The following is a 23191-nucleotide window of genomic DNA, read 5'->3' on the forward strand; positions in this document are numbered from 1 at the left end:
ACAGAACAGTCATGCGCCGCCGACTGATCAACTCCACGCTCGCCGTGGTGCTCGTGGTGATCGCCGTCTTCGGCGTCTCCCTCGTCATCGTCGAGACCCGCACCATCAGCAACAGCGCCCAGGAGAGCGTGGACTCCGAGGCCTTCCGGCTGATCAGCGTCGTCGAGAGCCGGCTGCTGGGCGAGGAGCGGATCACCCCGCAGGTGCTCTCCGAGCAGGTGGACCCCAGCCGCTACGCCCGGGTCGAGATCCCCGGGCGCGCCCCCATCGAGGTCGGCGAGCGCCCCGCGGACGGCGACGCCATCCGCAGCACGGAGACGGGGGAGCAGGGCGAGAAGGTCACCGTCGAGGAGGACCGCTCGGCCGTGACCCGTGAGGTCGGACGGACCCTGCTGATCATCGGAGCGGTGGCGCTGCTCGCCATCATCTCCGCCGTCCTCCTCGCCGTACGCCAGGCCAACCGGCTCACCTCCCCGCTCACCGACCTCGCCGAGACCGCCGAGCGCCTCGGCTCGGGCGACCCGCGCCCCCGGCACAAGCGGTACGGGGTGACGGAGCTGGACCGGGTCGCCGACGTCCTGGACTCCTCCGCCGAGCGCATCGCCCGGATGCTGACCGCGGAGCGGCGCCTGGCCGCGGACGCCTCGCACCAGCTCCGTACGCCGCTGACCGCCCTCTCCATGCGGATCGAGGAGATCTCCGTCACCGACGACCCGGACACGGTGAAGGAGGAGGCGAACATCGCGCTCACCCAGGTCGAGCGGCTCACGGACGTGGTGCAGCGGCTGCTGACCAACGCCCGCGACCCGCGGACCGGCTCCGCCGTCGTCTTCGACCTCGACGAGGTCGTCAAGCAGCAGATCGAGGAGTGGCGCCCGGCCTACCGCAGCGCCGGCCGGGCCGTCGTCTGCTCGGGCAAGCAGGGCCTGGAGGCCGTCGGCACCCCGGGCGCCGTCGCCCAGGTGCTCGCCGCCCTGATCGAGAACTCGCTGATGCACGGGGGAGGCACGGTCGCGCTGCGCACGCGCGTCACCGGCAACCAGGTCGTCGTCGAGGTCACGGACGAGGGCCCCGGCGTCCCGCCCGACCTCGGCGCGCGGATCTTCGAGCGCACCATCAGCGGCCGTAACTCCACCGGGATCGGCCTCGCCGTGGCCCGGGACCTCGCCGAGGCCGACGGCGGCCGGCTGGAGCTGCTCCAGCAGCAGCCCCCGGTCTTCGCCCTCTTCCTGAGCCGGGTCGCGCCGAGCCGCAAGGAATCCGTACGCCCGGTGCGCTGAACGCCCCGTACCGCCCGCGCCCGCGTCAGCGGGGCACGGGGCCGGGGGTCACCTCGTCGGCGGAGGGTCGTCGCTGCTCCAGAAATCGTTCCGCGTCGAGCACGGCCTCCTTGGCCGGCAGCGCCCGGAACACCCAGGTGCGGTAGGACCAGAAGCGGAACAGCGTGGCGATCCCGATGCCGAGGATCTTGAAGACGTTGCTCTGGACCGGGCTGTTCCACCCGAAGCCGTACGTCGCCACGTAGAGCACGCCCGTCTCGATCACCGCGCCGACGGCGCTGAACAGCAGGAACAGCATCAGCTCGCGGGTCCGGCCGGTCTTGTCGCGGTCCCGGTAGGTCCAGTAACGGAAGCCGACGTAGTTGAAGAGGATGGCGACGACCGTCCCCATCAGCCCGGCCCGCACCACCGGAATGTCCGTGGTGCGCCAGATCAGGTTGGAGACGACGATGTTCACGACCAGCCCGAGCGCGCCGACCGCGCCGAACTTGGCGACCTCCCGGGCCAGCAGATCAAGCCGGGCCCGCAGTGCGCCCCGTTCGCTCATGGTGATCGCTCAGCCCCGTCCGGTCGGTTTCGTCAACCCGGCCATGCTAACCAGCCCTCCCGTGTGATGCCCGTGAGCCGGCTCCCGCCCGCGTGACGAGGCGTGCTTCCCGGAGGCTCCGGGGCCCGCCCCGGAGAGGGTGGGGGAGCCCCTCGTACGGCCCGATACCCTGGAGGCGTGACGTTCCCTGTAGTCGGCATGGTCGGCGGCGGCCAGCTCGCCCGGATGACCCACGAGGCGGGCATCCCCCTCGGCCTCAAATTCAAGCTCCTCAGTGACACGCCCCAGGACTCGGCCGCCCAAGTGGTGGGCGACGTCGTCGTCGGCGACTACCGCGACCTGGAGACGCTGCGCGCCTTCGCACGCGGCTGTGACGTGATCACCTTCGACCACGAGCACGTGCCCACCGAGCACCTGCGGGCCCTGGAGGCGGACGGCATCCCCGTACGCCCCGGCCCCGACGCCCTCGTGCACGCCCAGGACAAGGGGGTGATGCGCGCCAAGCTCACGGAGATCGGCGCGCCCTGCCCCCGCCACCGCATCGTCGCGGACCCGGCGGACGCCGCTGCCTTCGCCGAGGAGGTGGGGGGCTTCCCGGTCATCCTCAAGACGGTCCGCGGGGGCTACGACGGCAAGGGAGTCTGGGTGGTCCGCTCCGAGGCGGACGCCGCCGAGCCCTTCCGGGCCGGTGTCCCGGTGCTCGCCGAGGAGAAGGTCGACTTCGTGCGGGAGCTGGCGGCGAACATCGTCCGCTCCCCGCACGGCCAGGCCGTCGCCTACCCGGTCGTGGAGTCCGTCCAGGTCGACGGGGTCTGCGACACCGTCATCGCCCCGGCACCCGGCCTGGACGAGCGCCTGGCCGGCGAGGCCCAGCAGCTCGCCCTGCGGATCGCCGCCGAGCTGGGCGTGGTCGGCCACCTCGCGGTCGAGCTCTTCGAGACCCGCGACGGCCGCATCCTCGTGAACGAACTGGCCATGCGCCCGCACAACTCCGGGCACTGGACCCAGGACGGCGCGGTCACCTCGCAGTTCGCCAACCACGTACGGGCGGTCCTCGACCTCCCGCTCGGCGACCCGCGCCCGCGCGCCACCTGGACGGTCATGTGCAACGTCCTCGGCGGCGACTACCCGGACATGTACCAGGCCTACCTGCACTGCATGGCCCGCGACCCGCAGCTCAAGATCCACATGTACGGCAAGGACGTGAAGCCCGGCCGCAAGGTGGGCCATGTCAACACCTACGGCGACGATCTGGCGGACGTGCGGGAGCGCGCCCGGCACGCGGCCGACTACCTGCGAGGAACGATCACCGAATGACCGCACCAGGCTCCGCCCCCGTCGTCGGCATCGTCATGGGCTCCGACTCCGACTGGCCCGTGATGGAAGCGGCCGCCAAGGCCCTCGGCGAGTTCGAGATCCCCTACGAGGTCGACGTCGTCTCCGCCCACCGCATGCCGCACGAGATGATCGCGTACGGCGAGAGGGCCGCGGACCGCGGTCTCAAGGCGATCATCGCGGGAGCGGGCGGGGCCGCCCACCTGCCGGGGATGCTCGCCTCCGTCACGCCGCTGCCCGTGATCGGCGTCCCGGTCCCGCTGAAGTACCTCGACGGCATGGACAGCCTGCTCTCCATCGTCCAGATGCCGGCCGGGGTCCCCGTCGCCACGGTCTCCGTCGGCGGCGCCCGTAACGCCGGTCTGCTCGCGGCCCGGATCCTCGCGGCCCACGACAGCGCGCTGCTGGAGCGGATGAAGGACTTCCAGCAGGAGCTCAAGGAACAGGCGACGGAGAAGGGCAAGCGGCTGCGCGCCAAGACCCAGGGCGCGGACTCCTTCGGCTTCGGGAAGTAGGCGGTCACGATGGACAACCTGGACCGCGCCCGGCTGCTCCTCGCCGACCACCCCGTCGTCGACGGCCACAACGACCTCCCCTGGGCCCTGCGCGAACAGGTCGGCTACGACCTTGACGCCCGTGACATCTCCCAGGACCAGACCGGCACCCTGCACACCGACATCCCGCGGCTGCGGGCCGGCGGTGTCGGCGCGCAGTTCTGGTCCGTCTACGTCGCACCCCGCCTGGCGGGCGACGACGCGGTCAGCGCCACGCTGGAGCAGATCGACGTGGTGGGCGAGATGCTCGCCCGCTACCCGCAGGACCTGCGGCGCGCCCTGACCGCGGACGACATGGAGAAGGCCCGCGCCGAGGGCCGTATCGCCTCCCTGATGGGGGCCGAGGGCGGCCACTCCATCAACAACTCGCTGGCCACCCTGCGCGCGCTGCACACCCTCGGCGTCCGCTACATGACGCTCACGCACAACGACAACACCGACTGGGCGGACTCGGCGACCGACTCCCCGCGGGTCGGCGGCCTGTCGGAGTTCGGCCGTGAGGTCGTACGCGAGATGAACCGCGTCGGGATGCTGGTCGACCTCTCCCATGTGGCGGCCACCACCATGCGGGACGCGCTCGCCACGTCCGTCGCGCCGGTGATCTTCTCGCACTCCTCGGCCCGGGCGGTCTGCGACCACCCGCGCAACATCCCCGACGACGTGCTGCGGATGCTCGCCGCCAACGGCGGTGTGGCCATGGCGACCTTCGTGCCGAAGTTCGTCCTGCCGGCGGCCGTGGAGTGGACGCTCGCCGCCGACCGCAACATGCGGGAACACGGCCTGCACCACCTGGACACGACCCCGGCCGCCATGCGGATCCACGCGGACTTCGAGGCGCTCAACCCGCGCCCGATGGCCACCGTGGGCACGATCGCCGACCATCTCGACCACATGCGCGAGATCGCCGGGATCGACCACATCGGCGTCGGCGGCGACTACGACGGCACGGCGTTCCTCCCGCTGGAGCTGGAGGACGTGTCCGGCTACCCGTACCTGATCGCGGAGCTGCTCACGCGCGGCTGGTCGGACGCCGATGTGGCCAAGCTGACCTGGCAGAACGCCGTACGGGTCCTGCGTGACGCGGAGGCGGTGTCCCGCGAGCTGAGCACCCGCGTCGGCCCGTCCCACGCCACGATCGACGAGCTGGACGGTCCGGAGGGCTGATCTCCGTACGGCATGGCAGGAAGGCGGCGGCCCCGGGGCCGCCGCCTTCTCGCGTCAGGCCTTCGGGCGGCCCATCGCCCGGTACGTCCAGCCGGCCTCGCGCCACACCGCCGGGTCCAGCGCGTTGCGGCCGTCCAGGATGATCCGGCGCCCCGCGACCTCGCCCAGCGCCGCCACGTCCAGCTCCCGGAACTCGCGCCACTCCGTCAGGTGCAGCACGACGTCCGCCCCGCGCACCGCGTCCAGCGCGGTGTCCGCGTAGCCGAGGGTCGGGAAGAGGCGGCGGGCGTTGTCCATGCCCTTGGGGTCGAAGACCGTGACCTGGCCGCCCTGGAGATGGATCTGCCCGGCGACGTTCAGGGCCGGGGAGTCGCGTACGTCGTCCGAGTCCGGCTTGAAGGTGGCGCCCAGCACCGCGACGCGCGTGCCCAGGAACGAGCCCCCGCCCACGGCCTCGCGGGCCAGCTCGACCATGTGGCCGCGCCGGCGCATGTTGATGGAGTCGACCTCCCGCAGGAAGGTCAGGGCCTGGTCGGCGCCGAGCTCGCCGGCGCGCGCCATGAAGGCCCGGATGTCCTTGGGCAGACAGCCCCCGCCGAAGCCGATCCCGGCCCGCAGGAACTTCTTGCCGATGCGCTCGTCGTGGCCGATCGCCTCGGCGAGCTTCACCACGTCGCCGTCGGCGGCCTCGCAGACCTCGGCCATCGCGTTGATGAAGGAGATCTTGGTCGCGAGGAAGGAGTTGGCGGAGGTCTTCACCAGCTCGGCGGTCGGGAAGTCCGTGACCACGAAGGGCGAGCCCTCGGCGACGGGGCCCGCGTACACCTCGCGCAGCAGCTTCTCGGCCCGCTCGCTCTCCACACCGACGACGATCCGGTCCGGGTGCAGGGTGTCCTTCACGGCGAAGCCCTCGCGCAGGAACTCCGGGTTCCAGGCCAGCTCCGCGTCCGTACCCACCGGGGCCAGCTCGGCCAGCCGCGCGGAGAGCCGTGCGGCGGAGCCCACCGGGACGGTGGACTTGCCCACGACCAGGGCGGGCCGGGTCAGCTGCGGGGCCAGCGACTCGAAGGCACTGTCCACGTAGCTCATGTCGCAGGCGTACTCGCCGTGCTTCTGGGGCGTGTTCACGCAGACGAAGTGGACGTCGCCGAACGCGCCGACCTCCTCCCAGGAGGTGGTGAACCGCAGCCGCCCGGTCGAGCCCTCGATGCCCGCCACGTGCTTCTGGAGGATCTCCTCCAGCCCCGGCTCGTACATCGGGACCCTGCCCGCCGAGAGCATCTCGATCTTCTCGGGCACGACGTCGAGCCCGAGGACTTCGAAGCCGAGCTCCGCCATGGCCGCGGCATGGGTGGCGCCGAGGTAGCCGGTGCCGATCACGGTGATCCTGAGGGCCATGGGTGCTCCTGAACGATGCGGACAGACGTGCGGAGCCGAGCATAACCGTGCGTGCGGAACGCTGTTTTCCGGCGCCCTCCGGGGCTGCCGCGCCACTGCGCACGAGGGCCGCCCCCGCCGTGTCGGCAAGCTCACGTGCCCCGCCCGTATGCCCGCGCTCGGCAGGGCCACTAAAATTGGGTTACTTAACGGTAGTTAGCATCCTTGGGGAGTGAACGTCTTGGCGGGTTCGACCGATTTCGACCTGTACCGTCCGGCCGAGGAGCACGAGATGCTCCGCGAGACGATCCGTTCGCTCGCCGAGGCGAAGATCGCCCCGCACGCCGCCGCGGTCGACGAGGAGGCGCGCTTCCCGAGGGAGGCGCTGGACGCCCTGGTCGCCTCGGACCTGCACGCGGTGCACGTCCCGGAGGAGTACGGCGGCGCGGGCGCCGACGCGCTCGCCACGGTCATCGTGATCGAGGAGGTGGCCCGTGTCTGCGCCTCCTCCTCCCTCATCCCGGCCGTGAACAAGCTGGGCTCGCTGCCGGTGATCCTCTCCGGTTCCGAGGACCTGAAGAAGAAGTACCTGGGCCCGCTCGCCAAGGGCGACGCGATGTTCTCGTACGCCCTGTCCGAGCCGGACGCCGGTTCCGACGCGGCCGGCATGAAGACCAAGGCCGTGCGTGACGGGGACTTCTGGGTCCTCAACGGTGTGAAGCGCTGGATCACCAACGCGGGCGAGTCCGAGTACTACACGGTGATGGCCGTCACCGACCCGACGAAGCGCTCCAAGGGCATCTCGGCGTTCGTCGTCGAGAAGTCCGACGAGGGTGTCTCCTTCGGTGCCCCGGAGAAGAAGCTCGGCATCAAGGGCTCCCCGACGCGCGAGGTCTACCTCGACAACGTCCGTATCCCCGCGGACCGCATGATCGGCGAGGAGGGCACCGGCTTCGCCACGGCGATGAAGACCCTGGACCACACCCGCATCACCATCGCGGCCCAGGCCCTCGGCATCGCCCAGGGCGCCCTCGACTACGCCAAGGGCTACGTCCAGGAGCGCAAGCAGTTCGGCAAGCCGATCGGTGACTTCCAGGGCATCCAGTTCATGCTCGCCGACATGGCGATGAAGCTGGAGGCGGCCCGCCAGCTCACCTACTCGGCCGCCGCCAAGTCCGAGCGCCTCGACGGCGACCTCACCTTCTTCGGAGCGGCGGCCAAGTGCTTCGCCTCCGACGTCGCGATGGAGGTCACCACGGACGCCGTCCAGCTGCTCGGCGGCTACGGCTACACCCGTGACTACCCGGTCGAGCGCATGATGCGCGACGCCAAGATCACGCAGATCTACGAGGGCACCAACCAGGTCCAGCGGATCGTCATGGCCCGCAACCTGCCGTAACGGCGCTCCTCCGTGTGGCCCCCGGCACCCCGGTGCCGGGGGCCACACGTGCGTCCGGGGCGGTTTCCCCGGGGTGCGGAGAGCGAGCGAGTCGGAGGCGGGTCCCGGCGGGCTCCTCCCCTTACGATTCCGATGCCTGCCGATAAGGGCTCGAAACCGGACAGATGGGAATCCCGTGCCGAACCAGTTCGCCCTCGATGTCACCAAGATCCGCGAAGAGGCCCGCAGGGACATCACCAAGGGCCCGGTCACCCCCGCGAACACCGCCGACCTGGAGCGTCTCATCGACGTGCTCAACCAGGTGGTCGCCACCGAGATGGTCTGCTACCTGCGCTACACGCAGAACGCGATCGTCGCCCAGGGCATCAACCGGCAGCAGGTCGCCGACCTGTTCCGCGAGCACGCCGGCGAGGAGCTCGACCACTTCCAGCGTGTCTCGGACCGGATCAACCAGCTGGGCGGCAGCCCCGACATGGACCCGGGCACCCTGGTGGCCCGCTCGCACACCGAGTACGAGACGCCCGCGGAGACCGACCTCCAGGAGATGATCCGGGAGAACTTCGTCGCCGAGCGGATCGTCATCGAGACGTACACCGAGATCGTGCGCTGGATCGGCGAGAGCGACCCCACGACGCGGCGGCTCATCGAGGACATCCTCAAGGAGGAGGAGGACCACGCCGACGAGCTGAACGACCTCTACCAGCCCGCGGGGGCCGGGGGCGCGTGACGGCGGCGCCGGCCGGAACGGCGGGAGGCCCCTCACCCGGCTGCGGGTGAGGGGCCTCCGAAGGCCTCGGGCGGCGGCGGTCAGTTGCCCTTGACCGTGACCTTCTCGTCGTTCTTCAGCTGCTCGACGAGCTGCTTGACCTTGGCCTTGTCCCAGACGAGGTTGCCGTTCACGCTCTGGCCCGTGAGCGGGATGTTCATCGACGTACCCTCGCCGCCCGTGACGCCCTTCATCGCGAAGAACATGTTGCCGAGTGACCAGAGCGACATGTCCTTGTCCACGATCAGGGTGTCCAGACCCGCGCCCATCGTCGGGTAGAGCTTGAACGGGTTGAGGATCGTCGACGGGGTCGCCGTCTGGGAGGCCAGGGCCGCGAGGAACTTCTGCTGGTTCTTCGTGCGGTCCAGGTCGCTGCCCGCGAAGGCGTACCGGGTGCGGACGAAGGCGAGGGACTGCTCGCCGTTCAGGGTCTGCTTGCCGGCCTGGAAGTCGGCGCCGGAGTTCTTGTCCTTGAAGGCCTTCGGGATGTCCATCTCGACACCGCCGATGGCGTCCACGATCTTGGCGAAGCCGCCGAAGCCGATCTCGACGTAGTGGTCGATGCGCAGCCCGGTGTTGAACTCGACCGTGCGGACCAGCAGCTCGGGGCCGTCCTCGGCGTACGCCGCGTTCAGCTTCACCTGGCGGCCGGTCCCCGCGAACTTCTTGCCGGACTCGGAGCCGACGAACGAGGGGATCTCGACGTTCGAGTCGCGGGGCAGCGAGATCAGCGTCGGGCCGTTGGAGCCGTCGTGCAGGATCATCATCGAGTCGGTCCGCTTGCCCTCGGCGGAGCCGGTGTGCAGCTTCTTCTTGTCCTCGGCCGTCATGCCCTCGCGGCTGTCGGAGCCGACGACCAGGTAGTTCGTGCCGTCGCCCTCGGAGGGGCGGTCGATGACCTTGGAGAGGTCGACCTCGCGCTTGAGCTTGCCGTCGGCCCAGAAGTACGTGCCGACCGAGACGGCGAGCACCACGACGACCAGGGAGAGCACGCCGACCTTGAGGCGCCGGCCCCAGTTCGGCGCCGGGCGGGGCTGGACGTATCCGCTGTCACCGCCGCGGCCGCCACCGTGGCCGCCGCCGCGCTGACCGCCGCCGCCGTAGACCTGGCCCGTGTTGTAGCCGCTGTCGTAACCGGGGCCGTCCTCGTAGCCCGGTCCCTGCTGCGGGGGGATGTGGGGCGGGGACTGCGGCGGCGCGGGGCGCCGCCGGACGTGCGGCATGGCGCGGGCGCTCTCCGGCCGGGGGCTCGCGCTGCCCCGCCCGTAGCGTTCGCCGGGTCCGCCGTTCCGTCCTTCGGGCCAATCGCTCATGCGGACCAGTGTGCCGTCTCGGCCTGTGGCTCTTACAGGGTGTAGCGGGGATCGGGGCACGGCTGTTGCGAAGCTGATGCAATGCAACCGGGTGCAAGCCCCCGCATAAGGTGGACGGCATGACAGATCAGTCCCAGCCGCCGGAGGCCGATATTCCGGTCAAGCCGACCTCGGCCTCCCGGACCACCCTCAGCCACATCATGACCGGCAACGACACCAACCTCCTGGGTACGGTGCACGGCGGGGTGATCATGAAGCTGGTCGACGACGCGGCGGGGGCGGTCGCCGGCCGGCACTCCGGCGGACCGGCCGTGACGGCCTCGATGGACGAGATGGTCTTCCTGGAGCCCGTCCGCGTGGGTGACCTTGTTCACGTCCGCGCCCAGGTGAACTGGACCGGCCGTTCCTCGATGGAGGTCGGCGTCCGCGTCATGGCCGAGCGGTGGAACGAGTCGACCCCGGCCCAGCAGGTCGGCAGCGCCTATCTGGTGTTCGCGGCGGTCGACGAGGAGGGCAAGCCGCGCCGCGTACCGCAGGTGGCCCCGGAGACCGAGCGCGACAAGCGCCGCTACCAGGAGGCCCAGATCCGGCGTACGCACCGCCTCGCCCGCCGCCGCGCGATCAAGGAGCTGCGGGAGCAGCGGGCCGCCGAGGGCATCGACGACTGACCCCGGCCGTACGGGCCCGCGGCCCCCGCCACGGGCCGGGCACGCGAGCCGAGTCCCGGTCGCGCGGGCCTGCCGGCCGGTACGGGGTCAGCGCGGGACGCGCAGCCGTCGCAGCAGCGCGTCCTCGGCCTGCTCGGCGCCGGGCTCCTCCCAGAACGTCACGGGAACCCCTCTGATGTGGCGGCCCAGGGGGTCCAGCACATGGCCGGCGATCTTCAGCTGCCAGAGGGCCACCGCCCGGTCCGCGACGGTCAGCTCGGGGAAGCGGTCCGCCAGCCTGGCCTCGAAGGCGCCGATGTCCTCGGCGGAGCGCAGCCACACCGTGAGCATCAGATTGTGCGGCCCGGTCAGCGACGCGCAGAGCCGGGTCTCGCGCATGCGGATCAGCTGCGAGGCGATGCGGGCGGCCTCACCGGCCGGGGCGATGCCCCAGAGCGTGACCGAGATCGGCCAGCCGGAGAGATGGCGGGCCACCTCGCAGCGGTAGATCAGCGCGTCCTGCCGGTGCATACGGTCGAGCCTGCGGCGCACGGTGTTGGGGCTGACCCCGAGGCGTTCGGCGAGCCGGGCGGCGGGCTGGCGGAAGTCCTCGCTCAGCAGCAGGTAGAGCCGGGTGTCCAGTGCGTCCGGGGCGGGCAGCCCACGCCGTGGCATGGCCGGCGCCCGGTCCCTCGCCAGGAGGTCCTGGCTGTCGGGGTCCAGCCGGTCCAGCCGCCAGCGGCTGCCCTCGGTGTGGACGGCGGTCGCCGTCTGGGACCGGGTGGCCGAGACCCCGGGCAGCCGGCCGAGACGGAAGCCGACGTAGCGGGCCAGCATCGCCAGATCGGGGAAGGCGGCGGTGAGGACCAGGTCCCTGGCGCCGGTGACGTGCTCGATGGTGATCAGATGCGGGTCGTCCGCGATCTCGGCCGCCACCTCGTGCAGGGCGCCGGCCGCGCAGTCCACCTCGATGAACGCGATGATCGGCACCGCGGGCCCGACCGCCACCGTGTAGCAGCTGAGCCAGGCGTGGCCCGCCTCCGTGAGCCGGTTCCAGCGGCGCGCAGCCGTCGAGGCGTCCACCCCGAGGACCTTCCCGATCTGCGCCCACTCCGCCCGGGGCGAGGTCTGGAGCGCGGTGATGAGGAGATAGTCCAGCTCGTCCAGGGGCTCGGGCTGCCCGGTGCTCAGCAGGCGTTCGGGGAGCCCGGTGGATTCATGCGTCGATCGGCTCATGAGGAGCGCTTTCCTGCGGACGATCATGGTTGAGGTGTTTCGCTCCGCACGATACGCCCATGTCCTTGCTCCACGAGGCCCGTGACCTCGCCCCCGCCCTGACCGAACTGCGCCACGCCCTGCACCGTGAACCCGAGCTCGGTCTCGACCTCCCGCTGACCCAGGCCAAGATCCTCGCCGCGCTGGACGGCCTGGGTCTCGAGATCCGCACCGGTACGGCGCTGAGCTCCGTGACCGCCGTGCTGCGCGGCGGCCGCCCCGGCCCCGCCGTTCTCCTGCGCGGCGACATGGACGCGCTGCCGGTCCAGGAGGACACCGGGCTCCCGTACGCCTCCGTCGTCGACGGCCGGATGCACGCGTGCGGCCACGACCTGCACGTCACCGGCCTCGTCGGCGCCGCGCGGCTGCTGGCCGCCCGGCGGGAGGAGCTGGCCGGGGACGTCGTCCTCATGTTCCAGCCCGGCGAGGAGGGCCAGGGCGGCGCGCGGATCATGATCGACGAGGGGGTGCTCGACGCCGCCGGGGAACGGGTCGTCGCCGCGTACGCCCTGCATGTGATCTCCACCGGCGCGCCCACCGGGTTCGCCGCGACCCGGCCGGGGCCCATGCTCGCCGCCTCGGACGCCGTGGAGGTCACGGTGCGCGGGCGGGGCGGGCACGGCTCCTCGCCGCACTCGGCCGCCGATCCGGTGCCCGCAATGTGCGCCATGGTCACGGCACTCCAGACCGCCGTCACCCGGGAGATCGACGTCTTCGACCCGGCCGTCGTCACGGTCGGCAGGATCGAGGCGGGCACGGCGGCCAACGTGATCCCGGAGACCGCCCGGTTCGCCGCCACCGTACGGACCTTCTCCGACGCCTCCCGGGCCCGGGTGCGCGCGGCCTTCGAGCGGACCGTGCACGGGGTGGCCGCGGCCCACGGGGTGAGCGCCGAGGTCGACTACGTCGAGCAGTACCCGCCGACCGTCAACGACGCGGATCAGGCGGCGTTCGCACTGGAGACCGCGCGGCAGGTCCTGGGCGAGGGGCGCGTCTTCGAGGCGCCCAAGCCGATGGCGGGGGCCGAGGACTTCTCCTTCGTGCTCCGGAAGGTGCCGGGTGCCTTCGTCGGCCTGGGCGCCTGCCCGCCCGGCACCGACCCGGCCACCGCCCCGATGAACCACTCCGCGCAGGCGGTCTACGACGACGACGCCCTGCCGTACGCCGCCGCCCTCCTCGCCGGACTGGCCCTGCGCCGTCTCGGCACCCCGCTCACCCGGCCGGAGCCCGGTGCCTCCGCCGTGGCCATGCCCGTCCCCTCCCCGCAGGAGTAGCCCCCATGACCGCCACCGCCACCCCGCCGCCGGACGCCCCCGCAGGCCAGGAACCCCTACCCGCCTCCGTCACCGCCGTCGTCGGCCTCCTCGTCCTCTTCGAGGTGACCAGCGGCTTCCTCCAGGTCGGGCTGGCCCCGCTGCTGCCCGACCTCGCCGATCACCTGGGCATCGGCTCGGCCGCCCTGAACTGGGTCGTCTCCGTACAGCTGCTGGCCGCCGCCGTCTGCGTCCCGCTGTTCGGCCGCCTCGGTGACCTCCACGGCCACCGGCGGATGCTCCGCATCGCCCTGGCGCTGATCGCGGCGGGCACCCTCGTGGTCGCGCTCGCCCCGGACTACGGCACGCTCCTCGCCGGCCGGGTGCTCCAGGGACCGGTCGCCGCCCTGCTGCCCCTGGAGATCGCCCTCGTACGGGACCGGCTCCCGGTCGCCGACGCACGGCGGGCCATCGCCCGTCTGGTGGGCGCCCTGACGCTCGGCGCGATGGCCGGCGGGGTGGTGATGGGGCTCGTCGACTCCGCGTTCGGCGATCTGCGGCTGACCCTGCTGGTGCCCGCCGCGCTCGCCGTGATCTGTGTGCCCGTCTCCTTCGTCGCGGTGCCGGAGTCGCGGAACAGGGCCGGCGGCCGGGTGGACAAGGCCGGGGTGGTGCTGCTCGGCGGCGCCATGGTCGCCCTGCTCGGCGGGGTCTCCGGGGCGGAGAGCGGCTCCTGGGGTTCCGTGCGGGTCCTGGGGCCCGTGGTGCTCGGGCTGGTGCTGCTGGCGGTGTGGGTGCGGGTGGAGCTGCGCAGTGCCGAGCCCCTTGTCGACGTACGGGCGCTGGCGGCGCGGACCACGGCCCCGTTCTACTGCGCGGCGTTCCTCTTCGGCGTCTTCTACTTCGGGAGCCAGGCCCCCAACTCCACCTTCTACGCGGCGGATCCGGAGGCCACCGGCTACGGGTTCGGGCTGAGCGCGCTGTCCATCTCCCTGGTCCTGCTGCCGGGGGCCGTCGGCAGCGTCGTCGGTTCGCTGGGCACGGCCGCCGTCGCCCGGCGGATCGGCTACCGGCCCACGCTGATGACGGCGTTCGGGCTGGTCGCCGTGACCTTCCTGCAGTTCGCGTTCCTGCACGAGGAGATCTGGCAGATGGCGGCCGGGTCCGCCTTCACCGGCCTGGGGATCGGGCTGGCGCTCGGCGCCATGCCGACGGTGATCGTCGAGGCGTCCGACCCGACCAGGACGGGCATCGCCGCCGCGCTCTACAACAACGTGAAGACGCTGGGCGGAGCCGTGGCGGGCGGTGTCTTCGCCACCCTGCTCGGCGCGTTCCTGTCGCCGGCCACCGGCGAACCGGGGGAGGGCGGCTACACGGCGCTCTGGCTGGCCGCCTCCGCCGCAGCGGTCCTCGCCCTCGTGGCGACGGCGTTCTCACGGCGCCGCGAGGGGTGACCTCGCCCCGCGGCGCCGGGTCCAGGTCAGGGGCAGACCACCTGGTCGCCCGTCACCGTGCCGAATTCGCCGGTCTGCGGGTTCTCGGCCTTCACCCGCTGCACCTTGGTGAAGTCCGACCCCGCCGTGACCTTCATGGTCCCGCCCTGTCCCTGCACCGCCCTGAGCTCGCAGCCGGGCAGCGCGGTGGCCAGGGACTTGGCCGACCGGTCCCAGCGCGGGTCGTAGGTGACCAGCGTCCGCCGCAGATCGTGCGGTCCGCCGTTGAGCGGGGCGCGGGTGGTGTTGAACCCGGTGGCGCGCAGCGCCTCGTCGACGTCCTGGCCGAGCCCGTCCTTCGGCGTCCCGTTGTAGACCTGCACCCGGATCTGCTCCGGGGCCACGTCGACGAGCGTCGCCTTGGGCTGCTTCGGCAGGTGCGGGGCGAGCGGCCGGTCCTCGCGCAGCGCCTGGAACATCTGCTTCGACTTCTCGGCGTCCCACTTCACGGTGGAGCCGATCCCCTTGACCGGGAAGCCCTTCTCCTCCAGGGGCACCGAGGCGAATTCCGACGAGGCCGGGGTGAAGCCCCGCATGGCCTTGCCGAGCTCCAGCATCTCGTCGGTGCCGAAGCCCTTGTCGGCGCGTACCGATTCGAGCATCGACGACGCGACCTGCTGGAACTTCATCGGGTTCATCAGCACACCGCTGCTGGTCGTCTGCTTGATCAGCGCCGCCATGAACTTCTGCTGGCGCTGCATCCGGCTCAGGTCGGCCGCCCCGTCCAGGTGCCGGGAGCGTACGTACTGAAGAGCCTGGCCGCCGTCCAGCTTGTGGGTGCCGGCGGTCAGATCCAGACCGGTGTACGCGTCCTTGAGCGGCTTGGCGGTGCAGATCTCCACCCCGCCCAGGGTGTCGACCGTCTTCATGAAGCTGGTGAAGTCGACCTCCAGATAGTGGTCGATCTTGACGCCCGTCATCTGCTCGACGGTGCGCACCGTGAGATGCGGGCCGCCCTCGGCGTAGGCGGCGTTCAGCTTCACCGGGTGGGGGGAGTGCTCCTTGCCCGTGGTGGCGTCGGTGTGGGCCGGGAGCTCGGCGTAGCTGTCGCGCGGCAGGCTGACGACGCTGGCCCGCTGCTTGTCCGCCGAGAGATGGACGAGCATGAGGGTGTCCGTGCAGTGGCAGGGGGCGCCGCCCAGCCTGTACTTCTTCTTCTCGGCCGCGGTGATCTTGTCGCGGCCGTCGGTGCCGACGAGCAGGAAGTTCATGCCGTGGCCGCCCTGGGGGCGGTTCTTCATGTCCTTGAACGGGTCGACCCGGTCGATCCCCGTCTCCAGACCGCTCACGACGGCATGTCCGATGCCACTGGCGCCGAGCACCAGCACGGACAGCCCGGTGGCGATCCGCATGCCCCACCGGGGTGGCGGCTTCCGTCCCCCGGTCCGGTTCCGCCGCGTGGCGCGGCCACCGGCTCCGGTCTGCCGTGCGGGCCTGCGCTGCGGGGCAGCTGTGCGGGGGTGCGGTGGACGGGGCGATCGGTGCGGCGTGGGCACGAGGGACACCTCCGCGGTGCGAGTGGGACTTTCGCACGGTAGGCCCATACGATCTGCAGACCGGGAGGAGACCCGGCGGCGCGCGCCCCTGTCCCCCGTTCGCGGTAACGTGGCGGCCGAATCACGCCGCCTCCTGGGGTGCGAAAACCCCCGGAACCCTGGCACCCCCGAGGACCCCCCGAGGACCACATGTCTGCCGCGCAGTACCCCGCCGTCTCCGTGATCATGCCGGTGCTCAACGAGGAACGCCATCTCAGGAACTCGGTCCGGCACATCCTGGAGCAGGAGTACGCCGGTGAGATGGAGGTGGTGATCGCCCTCGGCCCCTCGAACGACCGTACGGACGAGATCGCCGCCGAGCTGGTCCGGGAGGATTCCCGGGTCCACACCGTGCCCAACCCGACCGGCCGGACCCCCGCCGCGCTCAACGCCGCGATCAAGGCGTCACATCACCCGATCGTGGTACGCGTGGACGGCCACGGCATGCTCTCGCCGAACTACATCGCGACCGCCGTCCGCCTCCTGGAGGAGACCGGCGCGCAGAACGTCGGCGGCATCATGCACGCCGAGGGTGAGAACGCCTGGGAGGACGCCGTCGCCGCGGCGATGACGTCGAAGATCGGCGTCGGCAACGCGGCCTTCCACACCGGGGGGAAGGCGGGCCCGGCCGAGACCGTGTATCTGGGGGTCTTCCGCCGCGAGGCGCTGGAGCGCGCCGACGGTTACAACGTGGAGTTCATCCGCGCCCAGGACTGGGAGCTGAACTTCCGCATCCGCGAGTCCGGCGGCCTGATCTGGTTCTCGCCGGAGCTGAAGGTGCAGTACCGCCCGCGGCCCAGCATCCGCGCGCTCGCCAAGCAGTACAAGGAGTACGGCCGCTGGCGCCACGTCGTCGCCCGCTACCACTCGGGCTCGATCAACCTGCGCTACCTGGCCCCGCCCACCGCGGTCTGCGCCATAGCCGCCGGCATCGTCGTGGGCGCCGCCGTCACCCCGTGGGCGTTCGTCGTGCCCGCCGGGTACGTCGCGGCCATCGTGGCCGGGTCGCTGCCCGCGGGCAAGGGCCTGCCGCTCAAGGCCCGGGCGCAGATCCCGGTGGCGCTGGCCACCATGCACATGTCCTGGGGGTACGGCTTCCTGACCAGCCCCCGCTCGCTGGCGAAGCGGGTCATCGCCAGCCGCCGCCCGGCCGTGCGGGAGCAGACGGTCTGACCGCCGTACCCGCAGGAAGCGAGGAAGGGCCCCGCCGGTGACGGCGGGGCCCTTCCCGTACGTACGACGTCACCAGGTGAAGTCCGGGTTGACGTGCATGCACGCCTTCTCAGCGCCGTTGAGCGGGTTCGCCGACTCCGGTGTCTTCTCCTCGGCGGCCTTGGCGGGGTACGCCTCGTCCTTGCGCCAGTCGGCGCCCACGGACAGCACGATGCCCGAGACGTCGGTCGACTTCTTCACCTGCGACACGGGGATCCCGAGCGCCTTGGCGACGGCCTGCGCGTCGCCCTCCAGGTCCGCGCTGGGGTACAGGACGCCGGTCCTGGCCTCCGCCTCGACGTTCTGCGAGTCGATGGTCGCCTTGGCGAAGCCCGCGTCCGTGAGCAGGTCCTTGACCGTGGTCGCACGGCCCTGGGCGGGACCGAGGGTGTCCGTGGAGGTCGCGTTGCGCACACTGACCGCGATCTCGGCGGTGGGTGCGGCCTGGTCCTTGACGACGGGCGTCTTGCGCTTGGACGCCTTGCCGTCGAGCGGGATGTCCTCACGGATCATCCGGAAGACCTGCTCGGCCTCCTCGGCCTTCGGGTACACCCGGCCGCTGAACTGCCCCGTGCCGTAGACGTTCGGCATGGTCGTCATGGTGATGCGGTCGGTCGGCGCCTTCTTGAGCTCCTCGGCCAGGTCGTACAGCTTCTTGACCGTGTCGAGGCCCTTGTCGACGGTCAGCGCGCCGGTGGCCGCCTCGGCGAGGTCCATCAGCTTTCCGGGGTCGGTGAGCTTGGTGCCCTTGCGCAGCTCGCGGACCATCGAGTTCAGGTACTGGTGCTGGGCCTTGGTCCGGCCGAGGTCGGTGTTGTCCTCGAAGCCGTACCGGGTGCGCAGCCACTGGAGGGCCTGCTTGCCCTGGACGGAGGTGGTGCCCTCCTTCAGCTTCAGCCCGGATCCCTTGCCGGTGCTGGTGTGCGAGTAGACGTTGGCGTCGACACAGACGGGGACACCGCCGACCGCGTCGGCCATGGAGACGACGCCCTCGAAGTCGATCATCATGAAGTGGTCGATCGTGATGCCGGTGAGCTCGTACCAGGTGGCCACCGTGCATCCGGGGCCGCCGCGGCCCAGGCTCTCGTTGGTCTGGACGTCGACCGTGCTGGCCGGATACACCTTGTCGGACTTGGGGTCGGTGCACTTGGGCATCTTCAGCATGGTGTCGCGCGGCATGCTGAGGACCGAGATGTTGCTGCGGTCCGCGGAGAGGTGGAGCAGCATCTGCACATCGGCGAGCGGCGTGCCGCCGAAGGTCTCCTTCGCTCCGCCCAGCTCCTGGTTGGCCTTGGAGTCCCGGGCGTCGGAGCCGATGAGCAGGATGTTCAGAGGTGTCTGACCGGCGGCGTTGGCCTTGTGGTCGGCCATCGCCTTGTCGCCGAGCGTCAGGTCCTCTTTCCTGATGTTGCCGTTGAGGTGCTTGTAGTACAGATAACCGGCGCCGCCGGTGCCGAGTATCAGCAGGGCGAGTACGGACGCCACCCAGCGCAGGACACGCCGTTTGCCGCCTTTGCCTTTGCCGGCGGCGCGCCGCCGGTCGGCACGTGCCGGTCCCCGGCCGCTCCCCGCGGGGGTGGAGCGCTCCCGTCGGCCGTGGCTTTTCGGCCTGGTGCCGTCGGACGCCTCACCACCGCTGCGGCCCGGCGGCCCGTCGTGCCGGCCACGTGACCGTGTCCCCTCCCCGCGCGTACTGCTCCGTCCCACCAGGACCCCCCTGCTCCTATGAATTCCGCTGTGGCGCGAGGACCCGTCGTCACTTCGCGCATTCCGCCTTGTCGGCGCTTGCTCTCTGAATGTCTTCCGGCGCCTTCGCCGGACCGGTGACGGGTACCCCCGCGCCCTCGAAGTCCGCCCCCAGGGTCAGCACCATCGGCTGGAGCCCTTCGCTGCTGGCCGTTCCCTGCTTGAGCGCGGTGGCGGGCAGGCCCATGATGTCCGCGAGCGCGCGGGCCTGGTCGGCCTGCTCCGGCGCGTAGGCCAGCGTCGTACGGTCGATCTTCGCCGGGGCGTTCGCCTTGTTCGTGGCACCCGTGACGCCCTGTTCGCCCTGGAGCCAGGTGACGGTCTCCGCCGCCGCGCCGGTGATGCCGCCGCCGTTGAGGACGTCGACACGGATGTCGGCGGCCTCGGCCCTGCTGCCCCGGAGGACCGCTTCCTGCTTGTCCTTGGCCGCCTGCTCCTTCTTCTTCACCTCGGTGAGGGAGGTGTCGGAGCGCATCATCGAGAACAGCTGCTGCGACTTCTGCGGGTCCACGACCACGGTGACCGGCGTCGGCTCGGCCGGGTTGTCCTTCACCGGCATCGTGACGAAGGTGATGTTCTTGGTGTCGATCCTGCCGAGCTCCTTGGCGAGCGAGGTCAGCTTCTTGATCGACCCGATGCCGGAGTCGACGGTGAGCGCCTTGGTCGCCGCGTCGGCGAGCTTGAAGAGCTTGGCCGGGTCGGTCAGCGTGTCGTCGGACTTCATCCGGCGGATCATCGAGCCGATGAACTGCTGCTGGACCTTGATCCGGTCCAGGTCGCTCTGGTTCCCGAAGCTGTGCCGGGTGCGGACGAAGGCCAGTGCGTCCTCGCCCTGGATCGTGGACTCGCCGGCCGGCAGGTCGAGGTGCGAGTCCGGGTCCTTGACCGCCTTGTCCAGGCAGACCGTGACGCCGCCGACGGCCGTGGAGAGCGTCTTGACCGCGTTGAAGTCGACCATCATGAAGTGGTCGACCGACAGGCCGGTGATCTCCTTGACCGTGCGCATCGTGCACCCGGGGTCGCGGCCCTCCTGGCCGAGGCTGACGTTGAAGCGCACGTTCTGCGACCCGGGTATGGACGTCTCCGAACCGTCCGCCTGCTTCGTGGTGCAGTCGGGGACGTCGGTGATCAGGTCCCGGGGGATGCTCATCGCCGTCGCGTTGGTGCGGTCGGCGGAGACGTGGAAGAGGATGTTGGTGTCGGCGTGGCCCGTGCTGCCCTTGTCGCCGTACCCCTCGTTGCCCTCGCCGGTCCGCTTGTCGGTGCCGATGATCAGGATGTTGAGCGGGCCGTCGGCGGCGACGCTCTTGCTGCCGGCGTCACCGACGTCCACGGTGGCGAGGTTCCCGTTGAACTTCTGGTAGAGCGCGTAGGCCCCCGCCGATCCGGCGACGACCACGAAGGCCATGACCCCGCCGGTCCACAGCAGGGCCTTCTTCCGCCGTGACTTCCGCGGCTTGCCTCCCCGGCGGGCGGCCGGCGGCGTCCGGTCACCGCCGTCCCTGCCGCCCCCGGTCGTGCGGCGGCTTCGCTGAGCGGGTACCGCGACGCGGGATTCGCCCCGGCCGGCGACGGGATTCGGGGGGCCGGAAGGGCTGGACGACTCTGTTCCGGAGTGGTTCAGTCGCAATTCGTAATTACCGGTCCGCGGGTTGAGCACCCACTGGTCGGCGGGATCGATTTCGTCCGCCCGCCCACGGCTATGCGCGTCCACGGTTTCCTGAATCCTCCGTCGGTGCCACGCGAGGCGCCTCCCCCGGCAGGGCGCTCGGTTGTCCGGTCCGGCCGTGCGCGGTCTGAGCGCCGCGAGCACCGGATCGCGTCACACTATCCGGCGGAATCGGCCACAGGGGGCGCGCGTGACACATTCCACGCTCTTTACAACCGGGCATTCTGCCTATTCCGCTCCGATTGCCGTCCATCTCTTGGGAATTGCTTTACGAGCCGCACAGGTCATCCGCGGCATTCGACCCCGAATAGGTGGGCGCGGGCGTCGGGCTCGCGGTCGTATCGCCCGATGTCTCGTTCCCGGAGCTGTGGTCTGCCTGTGCATCCCCGGATTTGATTTCCTCCGGGGGGACCACGGTGACGGGTTCGTCCTTGCGCAGCTGCGTGAACAGCTGGCCCGCGGCGGGCTGTACGAGCTCGTCGCGGTTCGGGTCGGACGGGTAGGACCGGCGGGGCACGGTCAGGAACTGCACCTTCTCCGTGGGTACGTTCCGCATCCCGCGCACCAGGTCGTACAGGTCCCGCAGGGAGTCGAGGCCGGGGTCCGTGGTGAGCGACTTCGTCGCCGCGTCCAGCACCGGGTAGAGCCGCGTCGGGTTCAGCAGCACGCCGTTGCTCTGCATCTTGTTGACGAGGGCCCCCAGGAACTTCTGCTGACGGTCCATGCGCTCGGTGTCGCTGCCGTTCCCGATCGACTTACGGGCCCGCACGTATCCCAGGGCCTCCTCGCCGTCGAGCTTCTGGCGGCCGGCGGGGAGCTTGAGGTGGGCGTCGGCGTCGTCGACCGGCTCCTTGAGGCAGACCTCCACGCCGTCCACGGCGTCGACCATGTCCTTGAAGCCGTTGAAGTCGATGACCATGTGGTGGTCGATGCGGATGCCCGTCATCTTCTCGACCGTACGGATCGTGCAGGCCGTGCCGCCGAGCTCGAAGGCCGAGTTGAACTGGCCGAACCGCTTCGTCGTGGCCTTGCCGTCGTCCGTGTGGCAGCTGGGGATCTCGGCCATCAGGTCGCGCGGGATGGACACCGCGGTCGCGCTCCCGCGATCGGCCGCGAGGTGCAGCAGGATCGTGGTGTCCGAGCGCTGGCTGCCGCCGTCGTCCCGCCCGTACGCGCTGTTCTCGCCGGAGCGGGTGTCGGAGCCGATCAGCAGGATGTTCTGCGCGTCCCGCGCGATCGGCCGGGGGCGCTCCTTCTCGTACGCCCTGAGTTCGGCGGCGGCGCTCGTGTCCGTCGTGATGTTGCCGTCGAGCTTCCTGTACAGCCACCAGCCGACACCGGCGGCGGCCAGCACGACCAGGGAGGCGGCGAGGGCGGTCCAGCGGAGCCAGGGGCGTCCGCGGCCCCGGGGGCCGCGCGCGGGGCGCGCGCTCCAGGTGCCGTCCGCCCGCCCGCCGTCGCCGTCCGCCTCCGGTCCGTCGCCTTCGTCCTTCGGGGTCCCGGCGGCGTCGTCCCGCGGGGCCGCCCCGGACGCGTCCTGCGGCTCGTCCGCAGGTCCGCCCCCGGCCGAGTGGTCCGGGCGGTCCGGGTCGGCCGGGGTGCCGGGGCTGTCGCTCACGTCTGCGTCCATCCTTCACGTTCGGCGGCGCGATGGGCCGCCGGTCGCAGAAGTAGACGGCTGAACCTCACGCTTGGTTGTGCATTCAGGCGGCGTTCTCGGCGGTGCTTCGTACCGCCCGATCATGTACCGCCGCCGGTGCACAGTCCCGGGGGCTCGGCCCGCCGTGGGCCGGACGGGTGGCGCTCGGAGCGCTTGTCATACCGCGGTGGCGGTGATCCGCTCGCTTTCGACGCGCTTGGCCAGCCCGTTCGCGTCCAGCCGGTCCAGGTGGCGGCAGAGGACCACGGAGCCCCCGGCGGCCAGCGGCGCGAGGAGTCCGGCGGACAGCCCCTCCCAGGTGTCGTACGTACGGCCCGTCAGGAGCCTGGATCCCGGGCCGAGTCCCCGCTCCACCGCGTCCTCGCGGGCGCGGGCGACGAGCTGGTCCCCCGTCAGGACGGCGCCGCCCACCGACAGCGCGGGGGCCGCCGGGTCCACCGGGGCGTACGGGGCGAAGCGGTCGCCCTGGCCGGGCACCTCGACCGCGTAGTCCGCGAACCCTTCGGGAGCCTGCGGGAACCGGCCGCCCAGCGGACGCAGGGCCAGCGCGACCCGCTCACCACGGCACGCGCGCGCCCGGTCGAGCGTGTCCGGCCCGCTGACGACCAGATCGGCCGAGGCCGGGTCGCCCTGCACCTCGGCGACGACCCCCACCGACGAGCAGGCGAGCAGCCAGACGGCCGACTGCCAGTGCGCGGGGAGCAGCAGCACGAGCCGGTCGCCGGGCTCGGCGGCCAGGTCGCCCTGGAGCAGATTGGCGGTCTTGGCCACCCAATTGGCGAAGGTGGCCACCGACAGTTCGACGCGCTCTCCGGTTGCGTCGTCGTAGAAGGTGACGAGGGGACGGGCGGGGTCCGCGGCGAGCGCGGATCGCAGCAGGTCGGCGGGGGTGCGATCACTGGCGTTCATCCGCGCAAGGGTACGCGGCGCGCGCGGGCCCGGGCGGGTGCGACGAGTGGCCCGTAC

19 protein-coding genes are annotated in these 23191 nt (G+C 71.3%); 10 read left to right on the forward strand and 9 right to left on the reverse strand.

Annotated elements, in window-relative coordinates:
• Positions 1-11: 11 nt before the first annotated feature.
• Positions 12-1280 carry a sensor histidine kinase gene (locus tag JKV81_RS02760; RefSeq protein WP_129263787.1) on the forward strand — a complete coding sequence of 423 codons (1269 nt, stop codon included), beginning with the start codon at positions 12-14 and terminating at the stop codon, positions 1278-1280.
• 25 nt (positions 1281-1305) lie between these two features.
• On the opposite strand, the gene JKV81_RS02765 is transcribed toward JKV81_RS02760, so the two are convergent.
• A complete protein-coding gene (locus JKV81_RS02765) occupies positions 1306-1827 on the reverse strand; it encodes a GtrA family protein (protein WP_129263785.1) in 522 nt (173 codons plus the stop codon).
• 177 nt (positions 1828-2004) lie between these two features.
• Between JKV81_RS02765 and JKV81_RS02770 the strand changes: the two genes are divergently transcribed.
• Genes JKV81_RS02770 through JKV81_RS02780 form a run of 3 tightly spaced genes read left to right on the forward strand, consistent with a single transcriptional unit; the run spans position 2005 to position 4880 of the window.
• Positions 2005-3144: a 5-(carboxyamino)imidazole ribonucleotide synthase gene (locus JKV81_RS02770; protein ID WP_129263783.1), complete on the forward strand. Its 1140-nt coding sequence runs from the start codon at positions 2005-2007 to the stop codon at positions 3142-3144.
• Positions 3141-3677 (forward strand): 5-(carboxyamino)imidazole ribonucleotide mutase, encoded by a 537-nt coding sequence (gene purE, locus JKV81_RS02775; protein WP_124277288.1) that lies wholly within the window; start codon positions 3141-3143, stop codon positions 3675-3677. The genes JKV81_RS02770 and purE overlap by 4 nt, the downstream gene beginning before the upstream one ends.
• Before the next feature lie 9 nt (positions 3678-3686).
• On the forward strand, positions 3687-4880 hold the full coding sequence (locus tag JKV81_RS02780; RefSeq protein ID WP_129263781.1) for a dipeptidase: 1194 nt from the start codon (positions 3687-3689) through the stop codon (positions 4878-4880).
• A 54-nt stretch (positions 4881-4934) separates the two neighbouring features.
• On the opposite strand, the gene JKV81_RS02785 is transcribed toward JKV81_RS02780, so the two are convergent.
• Positions 4935-6278, reverse strand: coding sequence for a UDP-glucose dehydrogenase family protein (locus JKV81_RS02785; protein WP_202074838.1), 1344 nt, complete (start codon positions 6276-6278; stop codon positions 4935-4937).
• Positions 6279-6498: 220 nt separating this feature from the next.
• On the opposite strand from JKV81_RS02785, the gene JKV81_RS02790 reads away from it, so the two are divergent.
• On the forward strand, positions 6499-7656 hold the full coding sequence (locus tag JKV81_RS02790; RefSeq protein WP_099177236.1) for an acyl-CoA dehydrogenase: 1158 nt from the start codon (positions 6499-6501) through the stop codon (positions 7654-7656).
• Positions 7657-7831: 175 nt separating this feature from the next.
• Positions 7832-8383 (forward strand): ferritin-like fold-containing protein, encoded by a 552-nt coding sequence (locus JKV81_RS02795; RefSeq protein ID WP_124277285.1) that lies wholly within the window; start codon positions 7832-7834, stop codon positions 8381-8383.
• A gap of 80 nt (positions 8384-8463) precedes the next feature.
• On the opposite strand, the gene JKV81_RS02800 is transcribed toward JKV81_RS02795, so the two are convergent.
• Complete coding sequence (locus JKV81_RS02800; protein WP_129263777.1) at positions 8464-9735, reverse strand: LCP family protein; 1272 nt, start codon at positions 9733-9735, stop codon at positions 8464-8466.
• A 119-nt stretch (positions 9736-9854) separates the two neighbouring features.
• On the opposite strand from JKV81_RS02800, the gene JKV81_RS02805 reads away from it, so the two are divergent.
• The gene (locus JKV81_RS02805) at positions 9855-10403 is read left to right on the forward strand and encodes an acyl-CoA thioesterase (protein ID WP_099177233.1); all 549 of its coding nucleotides are present in this window, start codon (positions 9855-9857) and stop codon (positions 10401-10403) included.
• A gap of 87 nt (positions 10404-10490) precedes the next feature.
• Here JKV81_RS02805 and JKV81_RS02810 read toward each other — a convergent pair whose 3' ends face one another.
• Positions 10491-11618, reverse strand: a complete 1128-nt coding sequence (locus JKV81_RS02810; RefSeq protein WP_129263775.1) for an Lrp/AsnC family transcriptional regulator — start codon at positions 11616-11618, stop codon at positions 10491-10493.
• A 59-nt stretch (positions 11619-11677) separates the two neighbouring features.
• Here JKV81_RS02810 and JKV81_RS02815 point away from each other — a divergent pair, with 59 nt between their 5' ends.
• Together JKV81_RS02815 and JKV81_RS02820 are read left to right on the forward strand one after the other, a co-directional pair.
• Entirely contained in the window at positions 11678-12931 is a 1254-nt protein-coding gene (locus tag JKV81_RS02815; protein WP_129263774.1) for a M20 metallopeptidase family protein, read from the forward strand.
• 5 nt (positions 12932-12936) lie between these two features.
• Positions 12937-14364, forward strand: coding sequence for an MFS transporter (locus tag JKV81_RS02820; RefSeq protein WP_129263772.1), 1428 nt, complete (start codon positions 12937-12939; stop codon positions 14362-14364).
• A gap of 26 nt (positions 14365-14390) precedes the next feature.
• Here the strand turns inward: JKV81_RS02820 and JKV81_RS02825 are convergent, their stop codons facing one another.
• A complete protein-coding gene (locus tag JKV81_RS02825; protein WP_443742733.1) occupies positions 14391-15947 on the reverse strand; it encodes an LCP family protein in 1557 nt (518 codons plus the stop codon).
• Between the two features lie 141 nt (positions 15948-16088).
• Here JKV81_RS02825 and JKV81_RS02830 point away from each other — a divergent pair, with 141 nt between their 5' ends.
• Complete coding sequence (locus JKV81_RS02830) at positions 16089-17111, forward strand: glycosyltransferase family 2 protein (protein WP_099177228.1); 1023 nt, start codon at positions 16089-16091, stop codon at positions 17109-17111.
• A gap of 69 nt (positions 17112-17180) precedes the next feature.
• Here JKV81_RS02830 and JKV81_RS02835 read toward each other — a convergent pair whose 3' ends face one another.
• The 4 genes from JKV81_RS02835 to JKV81_RS02850 form a co-directional block, all read right to left on the reverse strand.
• Complete coding sequence (locus JKV81_RS02835; protein WP_129263768.1) at positions 17181-18857, reverse strand: LCP family protein; 1677 nt, start codon at positions 18855-18857, stop codon at positions 17181-17183.
• A 49-nt stretch (positions 18858-18906) separates the two neighbouring features.
• Positions 18907-20610, reverse strand: a complete 1704-nt coding sequence (locus JKV81_RS02840) for an LCP family protein (protein WP_202074839.1) — start codon at positions 20608-20610, stop codon at positions 18907-18909.
• A 223-nt stretch (positions 20611-20833) separates the two neighbouring features.
• The gene (locus JKV81_RS02845) at positions 20834-22195 is read right to left on the reverse strand and encodes an LCP family protein (RefSeq protein WP_202074840.1); all 1362 of its coding nucleotides are present in this window, start codon (positions 22193-22195) and stop codon (positions 20834-20836) included.
• A 186-nt stretch (positions 22196-22381) separates the two neighbouring features.
• Positions 22382-23134, reverse strand: coding sequence for a TIGR03089 family protein (locus JKV81_RS02850; protein ID WP_202074841.1), 753 nt, complete (start codon positions 23132-23134; stop codon positions 22382-22384).
• Positions 23135-23191: the final 57 nt, after the last annotated feature.

This window comes from Streptomyces silvae, from assembly GCF_016745505.1.
GTDB classification, from domain to species: Bacteria; Actinomycetota; Actinomycetes; order Streptomycetales; family Streptomycetaceae; genus Streptomyces; species Streptomyces silvae.